The 19005-nt window shown below is 73.0% G+C and carries 15 protein-coding genes; 6 read left to right on the forward strand and 9 right to left on the reverse strand.

Annotated elements, in window-relative coordinates; all coding sequences use genetic code 11:
• The first annotated feature begins 266 nt into the window (after positions 1-266).
• Together R7226_RS02035 and R7226_RS02040 are read left to right on the forward strand one after the other, a co-directional pair.
• Positions 267-2297 carry an amidase gene (locus tag R7226_RS02035; protein ID WP_318595361.1) on the forward strand — a complete coding sequence of 677 codons (2031 nt, stop codon included), beginning with the start codon at positions 267-269 and terminating at the stop codon, positions 2295-2297.
• An 86-nt stretch (positions 2298-2383) separates the two neighbouring features.
• Positions 2384-2995, forward strand: a complete 612-nt coding sequence (locus R7226_RS02040; RefSeq protein WP_318595362.1) for a TetR/AcrR family transcriptional regulator — start codon at positions 2384-2386, stop codon at positions 2993-2995.
• 66 nt (positions 2996-3061) lie between these two features.
• Here R7226_RS02040 and R7226_RS02045 read toward each other — a convergent pair whose 3' ends face one another.
• Positions 3062-5329 carry an outer membrane protein assembly factor BamB family protein gene (locus R7226_RS02045; protein ID WP_318595363.1) on the reverse strand — a complete coding sequence of 756 codons (2268 nt, stop codon included), beginning with the start codon at positions 5327-5329 and terminating at the stop codon, positions 3062-3064.
• Positions 5330-5428: 99 nt separating this feature from the next.
• Here R7226_RS02045 and R7226_RS02050 point away from each other — a divergent pair, with 99 nt between their 5' ends.
• Positions 5429-6025, forward strand: a complete 597-nt coding sequence (locus R7226_RS02050; protein ID WP_318595364.1) for a TetR/AcrR family transcriptional regulator — start codon at positions 5429-5431, stop codon at positions 6023-6025.
• Here R7226_RS02050 and R7226_RS02055 read toward each other — a convergent pair.
• The 3 genes from R7226_RS02055 to R7226_RS02065 are packed head-to-tail and all read right to left on the reverse strand — an operon-like array spanning position 6007 to position 8739.
• Positions 6007-7515, reverse strand: a complete 1509-nt coding sequence (locus R7226_RS02055) for an MFS transporter (RefSeq protein WP_318595365.1) — start codon at positions 7513-7515, stop codon at positions 6007-6009. The two genes, R7226_RS02050 and R7226_RS02055, sit on opposite strands and share 19 nt — an antisense overlap.
• 54 nt (positions 7516-7569) lie before the next feature.
• Positions 7570-8112: a TetR/AcrR family transcriptional regulator gene (locus tag R7226_RS02060; RefSeq protein WP_318595366.1), complete on the reverse strand. Its 543-nt coding sequence runs from the start codon at positions 8110-8112 to the stop codon at positions 7570-7572.
• Positions 8113-8121: 9 nt separating this feature from the next.
• Entirely contained in the window at positions 8122-8739 is a 618-nt protein-coding gene (locus tag R7226_RS02065; protein ID WP_318595367.1) for a DUF308 domain-containing protein, read from the reverse strand.
• A 76-nt stretch (positions 8740-8815) separates the two neighbouring features.
• Between R7226_RS02065 and R7226_RS02070 the strand changes: the two genes are divergently transcribed.
• Entirely contained in the window at positions 8816-9451 is a 636-nt protein-coding gene (locus tag R7226_RS02070) for a TetR/AcrR family transcriptional regulator (RefSeq protein WP_318595368.1), read from the forward strand.
• A gap of 23 nt (positions 9452-9474) precedes the next feature.
• Here R7226_RS02070 and R7226_RS02075 read toward each other — a convergent pair whose 3' ends face one another.
• Positions 9475-10146, reverse strand: a complete 672-nt coding sequence (locus R7226_RS02075; protein ID WP_318595369.1) for a TVP38/TMEM64 family protein — start codon at positions 10144-10146, stop codon at positions 9475-9477.
• 35 nt (positions 10147-10181) lie between these two features.
• On the opposite strand from R7226_RS02075, the gene R7226_RS02080 reads away from it, so the two are divergent.
• Positions 10182-11267, forward strand: a complete 1086-nt coding sequence (locus tag R7226_RS02080) for a PHP domain-containing protein (RefSeq protein ID WP_318595370.1) — start codon at positions 10182-10184, stop codon at positions 11265-11267.
• Entirely contained in the window at positions 11264-11953 is a 690-nt protein-coding gene (locus R7226_RS02085; protein WP_318595371.1) for a hypothetical protein, read from the forward strand. Before R7226_RS02080 ends, R7226_RS02085 begins: the two co-directional genes overlap by 4 nt.
• Positions 11954-11960: 7 nt before the next feature.
• Here the strand turns inward: R7226_RS02085 and R7226_RS02090 are convergent, their stop codons facing one another.
• The 4 genes from R7226_RS02090 to R7226_RS02105 form a co-directional block, all read right to left on the reverse strand.
• Positions 11961-12401, reverse strand: coding sequence for a YciI family protein (locus R7226_RS02090; RefSeq protein WP_318595372.1), 441 nt, complete (start codon positions 12399-12401; stop codon positions 11961-11963).
• A gap of 151 nt (positions 12402-12552) precedes the next feature.
• Positions 12553-13668, reverse strand: a complete 1116-nt coding sequence (locus R7226_RS02095) for a hypothetical protein (protein ID WP_318595373.1) — start codon at positions 13666-13668, stop codon at positions 12553-12555.
• A gap of 29 nt (positions 13669-13697) precedes the next feature.
• Positions 13698-14822 carry a helix-turn-helix transcriptional regulator gene (locus R7226_RS02100; RefSeq protein WP_318595374.1) on the reverse strand — a complete coding sequence of 375 codons (1125 nt, stop codon included), beginning with the start codon at positions 14820-14822 and terminating at the stop codon, positions 13698-13700.
• Positions 14823-14910: 88 nt separating this feature from the next.
• On the reverse strand, positions 14911-19005 hold a 4095-nt coding region (locus R7226_RS02105), incomplete at its 5' end, for a Calx-beta domain-containing protein (RefSeq protein ID WP_318595375.1).

Below are 19005 nucleotides of genomic sequence, written 5' to 3' on the forward strand. Positions count from 1 at the left end.
GCGACGGGCGCCGCACGCTAACCACCGTTGGCGCGTCTCGGTATCGACCGCAGGGCGAGAATCGCTCCGGTCCGTTCGGACCGTCGGTCGGAGCCGGTGTCGATTCATCGAAAGCAAGTCCCCACGTCGAACGAGTCGGCGGCGGTTCTGTCCGCGCGGACAGATGCCGCGCCGTCGGCTTCACATAGTCTCAACGTCGCTTCTCACGGTGACTGTTTCATGCGAAAAGTCACAGTGTGAGTTAAAGGACTACCTGTAGGAGTTTCATGACAGTCCGTTCACAACGGCGCGGTCTCGCACGCGGCGGAGCGACCGCCGCGGCAGCCGTCACGCTCGCGCTCGGCGCGATCGCCCCGGCGGCAGGCGCCGCGGAGGCGGTTCGGCCCGACGTCGTCGAGTTGACGATCGGCGAGGCATCAGACCTGCTCGCCAGGCACGCGACGACGTCGGTCGCGCTGGTCGACGAGTACATCGCACGGATCGCCGCCTACGACGACGCGTACGGCGACCAGCCAGGTCTCCACGCCGTCATCGCCGTCAACGAGCAGGCGCGGCAGCAGGCGGCGGCGCTCGACGCGGAGCGCGCGGCCGGGAGCGTCCGCGGGCCGCTCCACGGTGTGCCGATCATCGTCAAGGACAACATCGACATGCTCGGCATGCCGACGACCAACGGCGCGATCGCCTTCGCGAGCTACAAGCCGAAGAACGACGCGACCGTCATCAGACGGCTGAAGGCGGCGGGAGCGATCGTCGTCGCGAAGGCCAACCTGTCGGAGTTCGCGTGGAACGGCTCGGACTCCAAGAGCGGGCTCGGCGGGGAGGTCCGCAACCCGTATGACCAGAGCAAGACCGCGAGCGGCTCCAGCGGCGGCACCGCCGCGGCCGTGGCCGCGAGCTTCGCGACCGCGGGGCTCGGCAGCGACACCTTCGGCTCGATCCGCAACCCGGCCGCCAACCAGGCGCTCGTCGGAGTGCGCCCGACGCACGGCCTCGTCAGCCTCACCGGTGTCACGCCGCAGGTCGAGCCGCAGGACACCGTCGGCCCGCTCGCGAAGTCGGTCGAGGACGCGGCGATCCTGCTCGACGCGACGGCCGGCTACGACCCGAGCGACCACTGGACGACCGGCACGATCGGGCAGGTGCCCGAGTCCTACGCCGCCGGGCTGAGCACGACGGCGCTCGCCGGCAAGAAGCTCCTGACGTTCACGAACGCGAGCTTCCACGGCGGCTCCGGACCGGCCCGTGCAGCCGAGCGCGCGGAGGTCGCGGCGATCCAGGATGCCGCGCTCGCGCAGCTGGAGGCGCAGGGCGCGACGGTCGAGCGGGTCGAGCTGACCGCCGACGAGGTGAGATCGCTGCAGGGTCGCGGCTGGCTGGGCATGGCCTACTACCTCGACGGCTTCTTCGCGCGCAACGACGCCTTCTGGCCGGTCGGCCTGGCCGCGAGAGCCGCTCCGACCGACAGGCTGACGACGGCCGACTACGTCGCCGACGACCGCGAGACGCCGCAGATCAAGCCCGACGCCGCGTGGCTGTTGAGCACGGCTGGGATCACCGACACGGACCTCGCGACGCAGGATGCGCGGGCGGCGGCGGCGCTTGCCGCCTGGAAGAGACTGCTGGCCGACCACGACGCCGACGCCGTCGCGATCCCGACCGACGCGCTCGCGGCCAGCCCGGTCACCGAGGACCCTGCCGGCTACTCGGAGAACGCCGACAACGCCTCGCTGTCATCCGGGATGGGAACGCCGGCGGTCGTCCTGCCGGTCGGCTACACGCAGTCGAGACTGCCGGTCAGCCTGCAGCTGATCGGCCTCCCGTACGCGGAGGGCGAGCTGCTCGCCTACGCCTACGACTACGAGCGCGCGACCCGCACGCGCGTCGCGCCGCCGACGACCCCGGAGCTGGCACATCCCGCGCCGCCGGCGCCGCCGGCACCGCTCGTGCCGCCGGTCGCGCCGCCTGTGAGCCAGCCGGCGGCCCCCGCTCCGGTTGCGCCCGCCGTGCCGGCCAAGCCCGCGCTGTCGCTGTCGGTCAGACGGACCGGTGCCGCCAAGGTCGGCAGATCGCTCGGCGTCCGCGTGGCGGTCCGCTCCTCCTCCGGGACGAGCGTGTCGCGCGTCGCGGTCAGCTACCGCTGGTACGTCGGCGGCAAGCGCGCCGGCAGCTCGCGGACGCTGAAGCTGACCAAGCGGATGACGGGCAAGCGCGTGACGGTGCGGGTCACCGTCAGCAAGGCCGGTTACAGAACGGTCAGCCGCACGGTGCTGCTGACCAGAAAGGTCACGGCGAGGTAGCACGAGTCGCGAGATCCGCGGCCGAGCCGAGGGGGCGGCCTCGGCCGCGGGTCTCCATCTCCGAGAAATCCGTCACGATCTCGGAGATGACCGACGCCGGAGTGCGTGACAGATCGACGGCGGGCCCTGGGCTGCGCGAACGCAAGCGGGCGGCGGCGAAGGCGCACGTCGCGGAGGTGGCGATCGGGCTGTTCTTCGAGCGCGGGTACGGGGAGGTGTCGATCACTGAGATCTGCGAGGTCGCGGGCGTCGCGCGACGCAGCTTCTTCCGCTACTTCGCGACGAAGGAGGACGCACTGCTCGAGCCGATTCGCGCGATGGCCGACCTCTTCGAAGGCGCGATCGCGGGCGCTCCGGCCGAGCTCGACGACGGCGCCGCGCTCGACCACGCGCTGCGGGCGCTCGGGGTGCACGTCGTCGAGCAGTGGGCGTGGCTCGAGCACTACTTCCGCATGATCGAGGAGACGGCCGCGCTGGCCGCCGCGCCGGAGCTGCAGCTCGCGGGGCGCGAGCGCGCGGTCGCGGGCGAGCTGCTGCGGCGGCGCGGCGAGACGGGTGCGGCGGACTGGCGCCTGCGCCTGCGGGTCGGCTGCGGGATCGCCGCCTTCCGCGTCTGGCTCGACGACATGCGCGCGGGCGCGGCCGTCGAGCCGGTCGCCCATCTCGACCGTGTCCTCGCCGCCCTGCGCGCGGGCTGACCGGAACGCCGACCACGACCCGCGCGGCGGCCCGCTGGGACGCCGCGCAGGTGGTCAGCGAGAGCGTCAGTTGATGCCGTTGGTCACGAAGGCCGCGACGTCCTGGATCTCCTTGGGGGAGAGCGAGTCGCCGAAGGCGGGCATGGCGCTGCCGCCGTCCGTGGTCTGTCTGATGACCGCGTCGAGGTCCCTGGCGCTGGGGATCGCGGTGAGGTCGGGGCCGCCGTTGCCGCCTCTGCCGGTGACGCCGTGGCAGGTGGCGCAGTTGTCGGCGAAGACCGTTCTGCCGGCGTCGGCGTCCGGTCTGGCGGAGACGTCCTCTCTCGTCTCGGCGTCGCCCTCGGCTGACTCGTCGGTGGGCTCGCCACCCCCGTGCGTGATCGCCTCACCCTCTCCGGTGCCGTCCAGCTCCATCACGTCGCCGTCGAGCGAGAAGACCCACAGGTTGGCGCCGTGCGGCGAGCCGGCGAGCGCGTTGCCACCGGCGACGATCGCGACCTTCTGCTTGCCGTCGACCTCGAAGACCGTGGCCGGGGCGTTGGCGCCGGCGCCGGTCTGGAAGTCCCACAGCTGCTCGCCGGTCGTGGCGTTGAGCGCCACGAGACGACCGTCGTTCTTGCCGACGAAGACGAGGTTGCCGGCCGTCGCGGCGGAGCCGCTGTAGCACGACTGCGGTCTGCCGTTCTCGTCCTTCATCCGGTACGACCAGACCGGCTCGTTGGTGTCCGCGTCGAGCGCGGTCAGATAGCCGGGCGTGTCGAAGCCGAGGCCGCCCAGGCCGCCGCCGATGACGAACTGGCCCTCCGTGAACGCGGTGGGGGTCGAGCCCTGCGCGCTCCAGCCGATGCTCGTCTGGCCGCAGACGTAGAGCATGTGCGTCTCGGGGCTGTAGCTCATCGGCGCCCACGTCGTGCCGCCCTGCGGAGCGCTGATGTGGACCGCCGCGCCGCGCTCCGTCCCGCTCGGGTTGAAGACGAGCTCCGGGATGTTGCCGTCCTCCGGGCGGTTGATTCTGATCGTCCCAGCGTTGGGGATCGCCGGCGTGGTGCGGATCTGTCCGACCAGCGCTCTGAACTGCTCGTCGGTGATCTTCGCCGGCATCAGCGGCGGCGTCGACGGGATCCACTGGGTCGCGGCCGTCTTGTTCTCGGGCGCCTGCGGGACCGGGGTCTCTCTGCCGGGGTAGATCGGTCTGCCGTCGCGGCGGTCGACGGCGTAGACCCACGGCATCTTCGGCGCGATCGCCGCCGCCGGGACCTTCTCGCCGTCGATCTCGGCGTCGAACAGCACGACCGGGCTGCTCACGGTGAAGTCCCAGATGTCGTGTCTGACGAGCTGGAAGTGCCACTTGTATCTGCCGCTCGTGGCGTCGATCGCGACGATCGAGTTCGAGTACAGGTTGTCACCGCCGCGTCTGGAGCCATTGACGTCGGGACCCGCGGTGCTCGTGCCGAAGATCAGCAGGTTGCGCTCTCTGTCGACGGCCGGGGCGTTCCAGAGGCCGGAGCCGCCGGTTCTGGCGCTGTCGCCCTCCCAGGTCGGATCGGCGACCGGGTCGTTGCCGTCACCGGTGGTCCAGAACTGCCACTTCAGCTCGCCGGTCTTCGCGTCGAGCGCCGTCACACGGCCTCTCGCGAGCAGCTCCGAGCCGGAGTTGCCGATGTAGACGAGGCCGTTGTAGTACAGCGGCGCCGCGATCGCCGTGGCGTTGTCTCTCTTCCAGTCGAAGACCTTGACGTCCCACTTGACTCTGCCGGTCTCGAGGTCGAGCGCCTGGACTCTGCCGTCGATGCGCGCCGAGTAGAGCGTGTCGGTGCCGTTGTAGCCGAGACCGCGCGACTCCCAGCCACAGCAGACGGACGTGATCTCCGGGTCGAGGTCGCCGTTGACTCTCCACTTGATCCGCTTCGCGCGGCTGTCGATCGCGAAGACGTCGTTGGCGCCGGTCGAGATGTACAGGTCACCGTTGATCGCGAGGATGTTCTCCTCGTGCGAGTACTTCGCCTCGGTCCCCGAGTCGAGGTCGAGCATGAAGTCGCCCTTGAGGTCCTTCACGTTGTCCGCGTCGATCTGCTTCAACGGCGAGAACTGCGTGTGGGCGTAGTCACCACCGGTCACGGGCCAGTTGCGGCCGGACGGACTCGACGGATCGATCTCACCGGCCGCCGGGACCGGGCCCGGGATCGTGCGCGACTGCGTCGTCGTGTCGTCATCGCCGCCGCCGCATGCCGCCACCGTGACCGCGAGGACCGCGGTCACCAGCGCCAGAAGGCATGCGCCGAGCAGGCGACGCCCTGTGCCGCGGTTGGGGTTGTCGCTGCTCGTGCCTGTCATCTCTCCGTGCCCTCCGTGGACTCGCCACGACCGTTTCCTCGCGCCATCCGACGCGCATCTAAAGTGACACTAAGTGACAGTACATGATCAGATACGGGGATGACGGCGACCGGGAGACCACTTCGCGCTGACGCCCGACGCAACCGCGAGGCGATCCTCGGCGCTGCCCGCGAGCTGTTCGCCGAGCGCGGCCTCGACGTCCCGCTCGACAGCATCGCCGAGGCCGCCGGAGTGGGCGCGGCGACGCAGCGGCGCCACTTCCCCACCCGCGCGAGCCTGATCCAGGCGATCTTCGACGAGAACATCGGCCGCATGACCCTCATGGTCGATCGCGCGGAGGACCCGGCGCACGCCTTCGAGGCGATGCTCCACGGCGTCTTCGAGGCAATCCTCGAAGACCGCAGCCTCGTCGAGATCGCCAACAGCAGATACGTCCTCCGTGACGTGCACCGGCAGATCGCCGCCGGCGTCCTCGAACGCATCGAGGAGCCGCTGAGACTCGCGCAAGAGGCCGGCCGGGTACGTGCCGACCTGCGCCCCGACGACTTCTTCCTGCTGATCGCCATGCTCGGCACCGTCGCGCGCATCGACGCCCATGACAGCGCCATCGACCGCATCGACCGCGGCATCGGCCTCATCATGGAAGCGATCGCGCCCAACCCGCTCCGGCCGTTCGGTCACGCAGCGGCCGGCTGAGGACGGCCGCCGCGGCGGCGCAGGAGCGCGGTGGTCGCGAGCGTCGAGAGCGCGAGCACCGCGAGCGTGATCACCATCACGACGGTGAAGCCGCCGTCGAAGGCGCTGTGCGCGGCGGCCAGCAGCGCGTCGGCCGCCGGGGCCGGCATCCCTTCTGCGGCGGCGCGGGCGCCGTCGAGGCTTTCCTCGGCGGCGGCCGGTGCGCCCGCTGGCAGGTCGAGGGTCGAGGTGTAGATGGCCGCGGCGACGCTGCCGAGGATCGCGACGCCGGTGAGGTTGCCGAGCTCGTAGGAGACCTCGTCGACTGACGAGGCCATGCCGGCGCGGTGCTCGGGCACGTTGCCGACGATCGCTGAGGAGGCGACGGCCATCACGAGGCCGAGGCCGCTGCCGACGACGAACAGGCTCGCGACCAGCCAGCCGGTGCCGGCGTCGAACAGCAGGACGACGGCCAGCACACCCGCAGCGGCGAGCGCGAGGCCGCCGCTGATCAGCGGGCGGAAGCCGACGCGGTGCAGGATCGCGCCGCCGGGAATCGCGGTGAGGAGCGTGCCGAACGCGAGCGCGGTGACGAGGACGCCGGCCTTCAGCGGGCTGAAGTCGTCGACGAGCTGGAGCCGCTGGGTGCTCATCAGCTGCACGCCGGCGAGCGTGAACATCGCGATCCCTGCGCCGATGACGCCCGTCGGGTTGCGGAAGACCTGGAGGTCGATCAGCGGGTGCTCACGGCCGCGTTGCCGGAGCGCGAACAGCAGGAAGCCGATGGCGGCGAAGGCCAGCGCCGCGACGATCAGCGTCGGCGAGCGGTCGGGCTTCGCGACTTCCTTGATCGCGAACACGACGCCGACGAGGCCGGCCATCGCGAGCAGCGAGCCGAGCAGGTCCCATGGCTTGTCTGGATTCCCGGCGCTGCCCGGTGCGATCACCGCGGCGGCGACGATCGCCGCGATCACGATCGGGACGTTGATGATGAAGACCGAGCCCCACCAGAGGTACTCGAGCAGCAGCCCGCCGACGAGCGGGCCGAGCGCGGCGCCGACGACCGAGATCGAGCCCCAGATCGCGATCGCGAGGTTGCGCTCGCGCTCGTCGGTGAAGGTGATCCGCATCAGCGCGAGCGTCGCCGGCATCATCGTCGCGGCGCCGACGCCGAGCAGGACACGGCCGCCGATCAGCACCTGCGGCGACGGCGCGAACGCGGCCAGCAGCGAGCCCGCGCCGAAGATCGCGAGGCCGCTGACGAACATCTTCTTGTGGCCGATGCGGTCGCCGAGCGTGCCGGTGCCGAGCAGCAGGCCGGCGACGACGAGCGGATAGGCGTTGATGATCCACAGCTTCTCCGAGGCGCTCGCGTGCAGCTCCTCGGTCAGCGTCGGCAGGGCGGTGTAGAGCACCGACATGTCGAGCGCGATCAGCAGCAGCCCCGTCGCAACGACGACCAGCACCAGCCAACGGCGCGGATCCTTGCTCACTTCAGCGTTCGGCGTCATGCCATAACTTTACCAACCGGTTGGTAAAGTTACGAATCTGGCCGTGGCGGCGCGTCAGGGCTGTCTGGGCGCGGCGACCCCGGCGATCCGCTCGATCAGCGCCTGCCGAACCGACGGGCTCAGCGGCGTGCCGCTGGTGGCGTCGAAGAGCCAGATCCCGTCGACCGCCATGCGCGTGAGAAAGAGGTCGACGGCAACCGATCTGGCTGACCGCGGCTGCGGGATCCAGCGCTCCATCAGCTCGTCCCACGGTCTCGCCAGGTAGGGGTGCGCCATCGACTCGAGCACGAAGATCAGGTCGGCTCTGCGTGGCATCTCGGAGCTGATCATCGAGAGATAGGCGGCGGCGGCTTCCTGGGGTGTCGCCTCCTCCAGTGGTCTGCCGAGCGCGTCGAGCAGCTGACCTTCCAGTCGCTCCAGCAGGTGGTGCTGCACCGCCTCCAGGAGCGCCTCCTTGCTTCTGAAGTGGTAGAGCAGCCCGGCCTTCGTCAGGCCCGCCTCGCTCGCCACCGCTTCGAGCGTCACGCCGGCGATCCCATCACGCGCGGTCACATGCACGGCCGCTTCGAGCAGTTGCACCTTCGAGCTGGGACGCATGTCCAAACTCTACCGGCTGGTAGGTGAGGCCGCTCGCGCGCGGGCGGCCCACACCAGGTACAGCACGGCGCCGAGCGCCGCGTAGCCGGCCAGCATCGAGAGGTGCGCGGCGTGCTCGGTGGAGGCTGCGACGAAGCTCAGGCCGGCGACGGTCGAGAGCCCGCCGCTGACGATCATCGGCCACTGCGGGTCGCCGTCGCGGCGGCGGTGCAGCGCGACGCCGAGCTGGATCGCGCCGGAGACGCTCGCCCACGCGCCGAAGACCGCGAGCGTCGCGCCGGCGTCACCCGTGAGCGTCGCCAGCGCCAGGCCGGCGGCCGCGGCGGCGCTGATCGCCGCGTTGACCTCGAGGACGCGCGTGGAGCGGCGGTCCCGCGAGAGCGCGTCGACGAGCGACGAGACGGCGTCGATGATGGGGTAGGCGGTGAGCAGCAAGGCCGCCGCCGTGGTCACCTCGGAGGTCGTCGTGGGGATGCGGTCGCCGACCGCGACGACCAGCGCCGCTGCCCAGACCAGGGCGAACGCGGCGCGCACGGGCGCGATCCGCAGGGCGATCGGGCCGAGGGCGGTGCCTCCTGCCCGTCCGAGCGACGGGGAGGCGGCGAGTGATGGGGCGGGCTTGGGCATTTGGGGCTCCTCGGTCGGCATAAAAGAAAGAACGTTCGTTCTTGTACGCCGATAGGAAAGCAGCAGTACTGCCCGCTTGTCAAGAACGATCGTTCTTTCTCTGGTATCGTCGCCGCCCGTGAAGATCGCGCGACTGCCACCGGCCAAGGACTCAGAGGCGCGTGACCGCCTGCTGGGCACGGCGTCGGCGATCTTCTACGCCGAGGGGATCAACAGCGTCGGCGTCGACCGCATCGTGTCGCAGAGCGCGGTGACGCGCGCGACCTTCTACCGCCACTTCGCGAGCAAGCAGGATCTGGTGCTCGCCTATCTGCAGGCGGCGCATGACGCGATCGAGGCGGGGTTCGCTTCGCTCGTTGAGACGCACGAGCCGGATCGCCTGCTGGAGGCGGTCTGCGAGGACATCGTCGGGCAGATCGAGCAGCCCGGCTTCCACGGGTGCGCGTTCATCTGCGCCGCGGCGGAGTTCGAGGACCCGGACGATCCGATCCGCCGCGCCGTGGTGGCGCACCGCGACTGGTTCCTCGGCGCCGTCCGCGATGCGTTCGGCGCCGCCGGCCACGAGCATCCCGAGGAGGCGGCGCGGCAGTACGTGATGCTGCGTGACGGCGCGATGGTGGGCGGCCACCTCGGCGACCCGGCGCTCGTCGCACGGACGTTTCGCCGGAGCGTCGGCGAGCTGCTGCGGTCCGGCGGCGACGAGCCGGTCTGACGCCTCGGAGCTGTCCGGCGGCGTCAGCTGCCGGCGCTGGAGGAGCGCGACCGATCGCGCGTGGCGCGCAGGCGCCACAGGAGTGCGCCGCCGCCGAGCCCGCCGATCGCGATCGAGGCGACGCCAAAGGCGACCAGCAGCGGCGAGCCCGACCCAAGGCCTTGGCCGAGCAGCACGTAGGGAACGGTCCGCAGCAGCGCGCCGATCGCCATCGCTGCGACGAAGGCATGCGCGCGAACGGGCGAGACGCCGGCCGCGTAGTGCAGGGCCGTGGCCGGCACGCCCGGCATCAGCCGGGCCGCCAGCACGGCGGTGAAGCCGCGCCGCTCGAGCAGGTCGCTGACCGCGGCCAGCTTGGGCCGCCGCGCGACCTGGCGGGTGACCGTGTCGCGCGCGGCGGTCCGCGCCAGCGCGAAGGCGACGAGTCCGCCGAGCACGGCGCCGCTCCAGGCGAGCGCCGTGCCGCCCACCGACCCGAACGCGAGACCGCTGGCGGCCGCCAGGACGGTTCCGGGGAACAGGGCCGGCGTCAGCACGGACCAGGCGATCAGCGCGATCAGCGGCGCGAGCAGTCCCAGCTCGCCGGTGAGCAGCAGGTCGCGCAGGCCCGTGGGCGACTTGGGCAGCAGCAGCGCCGCCGCGGCGAGGATGACGGCCGCGGGTACCGCGAGCATGACAAGACGCCGGAATCCCATCAGTTGATCGTAGTCGCCGCTCTAGCATGGGCTGGATGGGAGATGCGGGACCCCGCCACGACGTGTCGTGCGTGGTGCACGTCCACTCGACCTACTCCGACGGGACCGCGACGGTGCCCGAGGTGCTTGCCGCCGCGCGCGAGGCCGGCGCCGACGCCGTCCTGCTGACCGACCACGACACGCTCGCGGCGCGGCGCGACGGCTGGGAGGGCTGGCACGACGGCGTGCTGCTCGTGGTCGGCATCGAGATCAGCCCGAGAGGCGGGCACTATCTCGCGTTCGGCGTCCCCGGCGAGATCCCGCACGCCGGCCGCGGCGCGACCGAGATCGCCGCGGCGGTGCGGGCGGCGGGCGGGTTCGGCGTCGCGGCGCATCCGTTCTCGGAGGGCGGCCGCATGCTCGTGCCGGCGCTCACCCGGCGGATCGTGCTGCCCCATGGCTGGCCGGCCTTGGCCGACCCGCGGGGGACCGACGGGATCGAGCTGTGGAGCCTGACGACCGACGCCGCCGAGGGCTGGCGCACGCCGGCCGCGGCGGTGCGGTGGCTGCGCGACCCGGCCTCCGCCACTGACGACGGTCCGCCGGCCCGCCACCTCAGCGCGTGGGACGCGCTTTCGGCGCGCCGCCGCGTCCCCGCGCTCGGCGGCCTCGACGGGCACGCGCCCGGCGTGCGGATCGACGGGCGCGTCCGCTCGCCGCTGTCGCATCGCGCCACGTTCGACCTGCTGCGCACGCACCTCGTCTGCGACCGGCCGCTGTCGGGGGAGGCGGCCGCCGACTGCGCGACCGTCCTGGCCGCGCTGCGCGCCGGCTCGGCGTGGCTGTCACGCCCCTGCGTGGCCGACGCGACAGGCGCCCGGCTGTGGGCCGAGGGCGCCGACGGCGCGACGGTCCCGATGGGCGCCGAGGCCCGCGCCGGCCCCGCGCGCCTGCGGCTGCGGCTGCCCCGGGCTGCCGAGGTGCGGGTGCTGCGCGACGGCGCGATCGTGGCCGCGCGCGCCGGTGCGGCGGTCGACCTCGACGTCGCCGAGCCCGGCGCCTACCGCGTCGAGGCGCGCATCGACGGACGCCTCTGGCTGCTGTCCAACCCCGTCCACCTCCGCGCGGCGAGCCCGCGATGAGCGAGCGCGGCCTGCCGCCGTTCGTGCGCGGTCCGCGCGCGCTGCGCGCCTACCGGCTGTGGCGACGGATCTTCCTGGGCGACTGGCATCCGGTCCTGCGCGACCCGCTCGACCTCTTCCGCCTCAGCTTCCTCGTCGGCGCGATCGTCTTCGCCATCCGCGGCGACTCGCACGCGACGACCCAGCTGGCCCTGACGGCGCTGGCCGTCTTCGTCGCGCGGATGATCGACCTTCCCCGCCTGATCGACTGGGGCTTCTGCATCGCGATGTTCTTCAACGGCTGGGGCGACGCGCTGCACCTCTTCACCAACGTGGCCTGGTACGACAACATCGTCCACGTGAGCCTGCCGGCCTTCTTCGCGCCGATGGTCTATGTCGGCCTCTCGCATCTCGACGTCGTGCCCGAGCCGGAGGCGGTGAGACACCGGTTCACCCGCCTGGTCGGCATGGGCTTCGTCACGTTCTGCATCGGCGTCACCGCCGCGACCTTCTACGAGATCTACGAGTGGGTCGCCGTCAGATGGCTGAACCAGAACCTCTTCATCAGCTACGCGGACACGATCGCCGACCTCGCCGACGGCTTCGTCGGCTCGGCGGTGGGCTCGCTGCTGCTGTGCGGCTGGGCGCTGGGCCGCTTCTCCTCGCGTCGGCGCCCGCGCCCGCGCACCGAGCAGCTCGAGCGCTGAGGCGGCCTCAGGCCTCCCCGCGCTGGGTCTTGAGCTGCTCGGCCAGCTGCGTCTCTCTGTCCTGCAGCTCGGGCGTGAGCGCGTCGCCGAAGTCCTCCATCGTGGCGTAGGGGCGGATCTCCAGCAGCGAGCGGACGTCGCCGTTGTGATCGCTCGGGCAGCGCTTGGCCCACTCGATCGCCTCCTCGAGCGTTCTGACCTCCCAGACCCAGTAGCCGCCGATGACTTCCTTGGACTCCGTGAACGGGCCGTCGACGACCGAGGTTCTGCCGCCTTGGAAGACCACCTGCGCGCCGGCTCTGCTGGGCTTGAGGCCGTCGCCGTCCAGCATGACCCCGGCCTTCACGAGCTGCTCGTTGTAGGCGCCCATCGCCTCGAACATCTCCGTCGTCGGCTCGATCTTCTCCTCGTCGGCGCCGTTGCTCTTGACGATGACCATGACCTTCATGACGTTTCTCCTCGCGTGGGTGCCGCCCGGACCCTAGTGCCGTGACGACCTGTTCAAGAGGACGTCGAACGGGGCCGGCCGTTTTCGACACGGATGCGAAAAGAATTCTTCAGCGCGCCGTTCTCGCAGCCCGACGGAGCTGTGCGCGCCGTCAGCGCGTGAGCGTGACGCGCAGCGTCGTGCGCCCGGCGCTGGTCGTGACCTCGACCGTGACGGGCAGGCTGCGTCTGCCGCGGCGCAGCGCTCCGCGACCCGCCGGCGAGAGGTGCACGCCGACCGTCGCTCCGCGGCCCGCGGCGATGCGGAAGCGGGCGCCGCCGTAGACGACCGCGCGGCGTCTTCTGGCGGCGGCGCTGGCGCCGCCGGCGTTGCGCGGCAGCAGTCGCAGGCTGCCGCTGCAGGTCGCTCTCAGCAGGCAGCGCAGCCGCAGCCCGGCGACGCCGTCGCGGACGGGCACGGTGCGCGAGATGGCGCCGAGCGGAGTGGAGGCCCCGGGCAGGCACGCGGTCGTCGGGTCGGCAGGCGCGACCGGGCGCAGGTTGCTGCCCGTCATCGGCACGCCGCACCAGTCGTACTGCAGCAGGACCTCGTAGCCGTCCATGATCCCGACGTCGGTGTTCGACGCGCCGAGCGCCAGCGCCGGGTGCAGGAACGCCGCCTGCGCCTGGTTGGCGGCGGAGCCGAACAGGAAGCCGTGCGCGCCGCGGTCGTTGACCGGCAGCGAGCCGGGTCCGACCGCGGCGATCACGAGGATGTCGTTGTACTGCGAGCCGGGCGTGTCGCCGACGCCGGAGCCGGCGGGCAGGTTGACCGCGAACTCGGTGACCTGGTCCGCGAGCGGCTGCACGGGCGGCGAGGCCTGCTTGGTCGTGCAGCACAGCCCGCCGCCGGAGCCGAGGACCGCGAACTGCAGCTGCGCGGGCGCGGCGCCGCTGCGCACGCGCACTCTCGTGACCGCGCCCGCGCCGCGCGGCACGTACGTGTTGGCGACGACCTGCCCCGTCGGGCCGTACTGCGACGACCACCACATGCACGTCGTCTGGTTGGTCGGGATGAACTGTATGGAGCCCGCGCCGAGGCCGATGTACGGGCGCGCCGCGCACTGGTTCGCGCCGCCGGGCAGCGCGAGGTTCGCCGGCGCCTGCAGGCTGCTGCCGTTCGTCGCGAGCACGGCGGTCTGGGCCGGCGCCGCGCCCGCCGGCAGCAGCGCGAGCGCGGCGGCGAACGCGACGGCGAGTGCGCACGGGCGGCGTCGGCGGAGCGGCATCGAACGACCCTACTCAGCCGCCGGCGGGCTCACGACGGCGGCTCGGCGCCCTCTACGTGGGACTCACGTATCGCCGGCCGCCGCACCCCGACGGCGGCCCACGCGGTCGCGGCCGCTTCCGAGCCGGTCCGCACCCCGAGCTTCGCGTAGACGTGCTGGAGGTGCTTCTCGACCGTCCGCGGGGAGATCCCCATCACCCGCGCGGCGTCCGGGCCGCTGCGCCCGAGCGCGATCCAGCGCAGCGCCTCCGCCTCGCGCGGCGTCAGCCCCAGCCCCTCCAGCTCGGCGCGGCCGAGCCCGCCGAGGCCGTCCTCGACGACGAGCAGCGTCATGCCCTCGCCACCGGCCTCCGGCAGCACGCGCAGCGTCACCGGCTCGCCCTCGCCGAGCGTCAGCACGAGCGGCTCGGCGGCGGGGGTGCCGTGCGCGCGCCGCTGCGCGAGCGCCTCGCGCAGCGCCGGCGGCAGCCGCCCGGTCGAGCGGGAACCGCCCAGGCGCGTGCGCAGCAGCTCGCGCGCGGCCGGCGTCGCCATCGCCACGCGGTCGTGCCCGTCGGCGACGATCAGCGGCGCGGCGACGGCGTCGAGCCCGGCTTCGAGCGCGAGCAGCGCGGCCGCGCGCACGCTCGACAGCTCAGCCGCGCGGTAGGCCTGGATCAGGTGCGGGCGCGCCGCGCCCAGCAGCGCGCACTCCGCGTCGCTGAAGTCGTCGGCGTCGCGCACGAGCGCCATCCCGACGACGACCGGCGGGCGCGAGGGCAGCGTGAACGCGACCTGCGCCTCGCAGCCGACCTCGCGGTAGAACTCGCGATAGAGCGCGAGCCGGTGGTACTCCTCGCGGCTGAGGAAGTCCGATATGCGGCGTGGCCGCCCGTCGCCGGTGCGCCGGGTGTGGGCGAGTATGGGGTTCTCGTGCGCGAGCGCGCGGAAGCGCTCGGCGGCTGCCGGCTCGACCGCGAGGAACGGGTCGCTGATCCACCACGTCTGGTCGGGCGGGTCGCCGAACTCGTTGTACGAGGCGCGGTGCGCCGGCACGGTCTCGCGCAGCAGCGGCAGGATGCCGGCGCGGAACTCGTCGAGCCCGTCGAACGCGTAGGCGTTTCCAACCAGGTCGATCAGCCGCCGTGCGGCGGTCTGGTGCGCGCGGCCTGACATGAGGTGGAAATCTAGTCGGCCGGCAGGCGGCCGGCGCCGGATCCGGCGCCGGATCGCCGGCAGCGTCGGGCGGCGTCGGGCAGCGCGCTCAGCGTGCCGTGCGGGTCGCGGCGCGGCCGTTGGCGCCTGTCGCCGAGATCGGCCAGGCGGTGACGCGGGCGGCCTTCGCGCGGCGCGGGACGGTCACCGCGACGCGCGATCCGCGCACGAGCCGCGTGACCGTGCGGCCGCCGCCGGTGACCTGCACGAGCGTGCGTCGCGCACCGCAGGAGGGGCGCCAGGCGACGACGACGCGGCGGCCGGCCCGCGTCGCGCGCAGCCCGCGGATCGCGGGCACGCGGGCGCTCGGCACGCGGTAGCGGCCCAGCCCGAGCTGCGCGCGCGGCGCCCCGTCCTGCTCGACGACGGCCGTCAGCCGGCGCGCCGGGCCACCGCCGGCGCCCGGCGTGAACGTGCGGCGCCCGCGTGCGCGGGAGACGACGGCGATCTCGCGCGCACCGGACGAGCTGTGCTCGAACAGGTGGACGCGCTGGCCGGGGCGCGGCGCGAGCGCCCACCGCAGCGTCGCGCGGCACCGCTCGACGCGCACGCTCGCCCGCACCCGCGGCGTCGTCGCGCGGCGCGCGAAGCGCACGTCGGCGATCGCGGAGGAGCCGGCCGCCGTGCCGATCCGGTAGCTGCCCGCCGCCGGCGCGTTCAGGACGACGTACGTCGTCTTGCGTCGCTCGTCGCGGAAGACCGCGGTGCGCGCGGTCGCCGCGCCGAGCCGGTCGCCGGGCGTCTCCAGGCGCATGCCGTCCGGCCCGTCGAGCGTGACGAGCGGAGCGGCGGTGCGACCGCGCACGGCGATCGCGACGTCCTCGCGTCCGGCGCCGACGGCGAACGCGGTCGCGGCGGCGGCGGCCGAGGCGCGCGCACGGGCGCCGAACGCGTCGAAGCCGCACGCCGTCGTGGGGTGGAAGCCGCCGTCGTAGACGATCCCCCAGCCGTTCGCCATGCAGACGCCGAGCACGTCGGAGGTCCAGCGGAACTTGCCCGCGCCGGTCTGTCCGAGCAGCGTGACGCGCCCGTCGCCGTGCAGCGTCCACGGCTGGCCGGCCGGGATCGACAGTCTCGCGCCGCCGAGGAATGAGATGTCGCCGACGCCGGCCGGCAGCCGGCGGATGAAGTCGCGCAGGTTGAGCGAGCTCTCGCCGGTCACCTCGGCGGAGCCGCCCATGATGTTCCACACGATCCGTCCGTTGATCAGCCGGGCGTTCGCCGCGCGCAGGACGGCGTTGCCCGCGACCGTCAGGTCGTAGGTGTCGCTCGGGATGTAGAGCCCGCCGTCGACGTCGAGCGAGAGCAGCTCCTGGAACCACACGTCGCTGCGGATCCGCGGGCCGAGCGTCAGCCCGCCGTTGAGCTGCAGCTTCAGCGGCGTCTTCGCGGCGTCCGTGTCGCGGCCCATGTCGATCCCGAGCCGCTGCAGGTAGGTGAACGGGAGGACGACCTTGTTGATGCCGTTCGCGCGCAGCGCGGCGCGGTCGACGATCGCGGCGATCGCGCCGCCGCCGCTGAACTTCAGGCCCAGCTCGACGTCGAAGACGAGGGCGGAGAAGAACCCCTCGCCGTTGTCGTTGGTGCCGATCCGTCTGAGGATCGACAGCGGCAGCGGCGGCAGCGCGCCCTTCGCGCCCGGCCGCCAGTGCGAGACGACGGTGCCCGAGAAGCGCCACACGTCGGCGGCGAAGTCGCGCTTGACGGCGACGCGCGCGAGCTGGATCTGGCCTCTGACGGGGAAGGCCGTCTTCGAGACGCCGAAGACCCCGTTGTGCGAGGTCGCGCCGAACGAGAAGATCGCGCTCGGCGCAAAGCTGCCCTCGACCGTCTGGATGCCGTTGTCGTTGGTCAGCGCGACCGTGCCGCGCACGACGTTCGGATACGCGACGCGCAGGTCGCCCTTGTCGTTCGGCGCCTTCCACAGCCCGGACTGGGCGTCGAGCAGCGCACCGTCCTTCGGCGGCGTCGAGAGCTGCAGCGTCAGCGTCGTGCGGCCGGCGGTCGACTCCAGCTCGAGCGCCGGCGCGTGGGCGGGGAAGCCGAACAGCGTCGCGTTGACGGTGCCGTTGAGGTTCCAGCCCTTCGCGCTCTTGCCGAGCGCGAGCGTGTAGCGCACGGTCCGGCCCGGGAAGCTCTGTCTGAACGTGCCGAGGTGGTAGGCGAGCCAGCGCTTGTCCTGCTCGCCGCGCGAGACCCACACGAGCAGGTCCGTGCCCGTCACGAGCTTGCGCTCGGTGTCGAACGTGATCGGCGTTCTGTCCCGCACCGCCTCGAAGTCGACGCCGTTGATCCGCACCGGCCCCTTCGCGCGGTAGCGCTTGCCGCGCGCGTCGAGGCGGATCAGGCAGCCCTTCGCGACCATCGAGGTCTGGAAGCTGACGGTCTGCTCGCACTCGCTGACGAAGTCGGCGGTGCGCGGCTCGCGGTCGAGCGTGACCGTGCAGGCGGCCGGCTTTCTCGTCCCCTCGCAGGCCCCGGGGACGAAGCTGATCGGCCCGTGCGCACCCTCCGGCGCGCGCGGCGTGACCGTGTAGACGCCCGGCAGCAGCAGGCGCGCGTAGCCGCCTCTGGCGTCGCTGGAGACGGTCACGTCGACCGCCTTGCCCGTCTCGTCGGTGCCGGTGAGGCGGACCGGCACGCCGGCGACGGTTCTGCCGCCGGGGTCGCGGATCGTGCCGCGCACTGGCAGCTTGAAGACGTAGGCGAAGCTCGCCACGCGCCGCTTCGTCAGGCGCACGAAGCAGGTCTGCTCGACGGCGATGCAGTCGTCGCTGGCCTGCGGCTCGAAGACGCCGTCATCCGGCTGGCCGGGCGGCGGCGCGACCGGCGCGACCGTGTAGGTCGCCGGCAGCAGGCGCGCGCTGTAGGCGCCGTTCGCGTCGGTCGTGACGACTCTGGGGTCGATCCCGTCGATCCGCACGGTCACACCCGCGAGCGGGCGGTTCTTGCGGTCGACGAGGCGGCCGCTGACGCGGTGACGCGAGGCGATCGTCGCGGTGCCGGTGCGCTGCGCGACGGTCGCGCCGGACTCGTTCGACAGCGCGAGCGTGAACTGCCGGTCGTCCTTCTCGTCCTCGACGTGGAGGACGGGGACGGCGATCGTCTTCGCCGTCTCGCCGGGCGCGAACGTGAGCGTGCCGCTGCGCGGCGCGTAGTCGCCGCCGGCCGCGGTCGCGGTGCCGTCGTGCGTCGCGTAGTCGACCGTGACCGGCCCCGCCTGCGGCGGGCGCAGCGTGACGACGAAGCGCGCCTCCTCGCTGCCGGAGTCGGGCTCGGCAACGGCGACGTCGCCGACCTCGAGCTTCGGCGTGCCGTCGTCGGGCGCGGGGTGGAAGTCGGGGCTGGAGCTCGTGCCCGGGTTGCCGGGCGGCAGCGGATTCGGCGAGCCGCGTCTGCCTCTGAGGCCGCCGTCGAAGGCGTCGCCGCCGAAGCCGCCGCCGCCCCACGCGCCTTCGTTGCCGCGCGCGGCGTTGTCTCTCGTCGTGCCGCCGTCGAGCGTGAACGGCACGGTGCTGTACACGGCGCCGCCGGCCGCCGCCGAGCCGGGCCCGGGCGCGCCCGCGTCGCCGCCGTCGCCGCCGTTGCCGCCGTTCGCGTCGCTGCCGCGCGGCGCCCCGTTGCCGCCGTAGCTGTAGGGGCCGCCATCGCCGCCTGTGCCACCCCAGCCCGACTGGCTGTTGCCGGCCCGTGCGACGTTGTCGGTGAAGGTCGTGTCGAGCACGTCGAGCGTGCCGCCGGCGTTGTAGATCGCGCCGCCGCGGGCGTCGCCGGAGATGCCGGCGGGGCCGCCGCTGCCGCCGGCTCCGCCCGCGCCGGGGCGCCCCGCGTCGCCGCCGCGCGCACCGCTCCCGGTGCCCCCGGTGCCGCCCGCGGCTCCCCAGCCGCCGGCGCCGCCTTGGTTGTCGAAACCACCCTGGCCGCCCGCCGCTCTGTTCCAGCGCAGGGCAGAGGAGACGATCGTCAAGGCGCCCTCGTTGTAGATCGCGCCGCCCTCGGCGATGCCTCCCACCCCGCCCGCTCCGCCGGTTCCGCCTCTGCCGCCGCTGCCGCCCGGGCCGCCTCTGCCGCCGGCGACGCCCGCTGCGCCGGCGTTGCCGCCGCTCCCGCCGGGGCCGCCGGTGCCGCCGCCGCCACCGGGCCC

Source organism: Conexibacter stalactiti, assembly GCF_033542075.1.
In the GTDB taxonomy this organism is placed as follows: domain Bacteria; phylum Actinomycetota; class Thermoleophilia; order Solirubrobacterales; family Solirubrobacteraceae; genus Conexibacter; species Conexibacter stalactiti.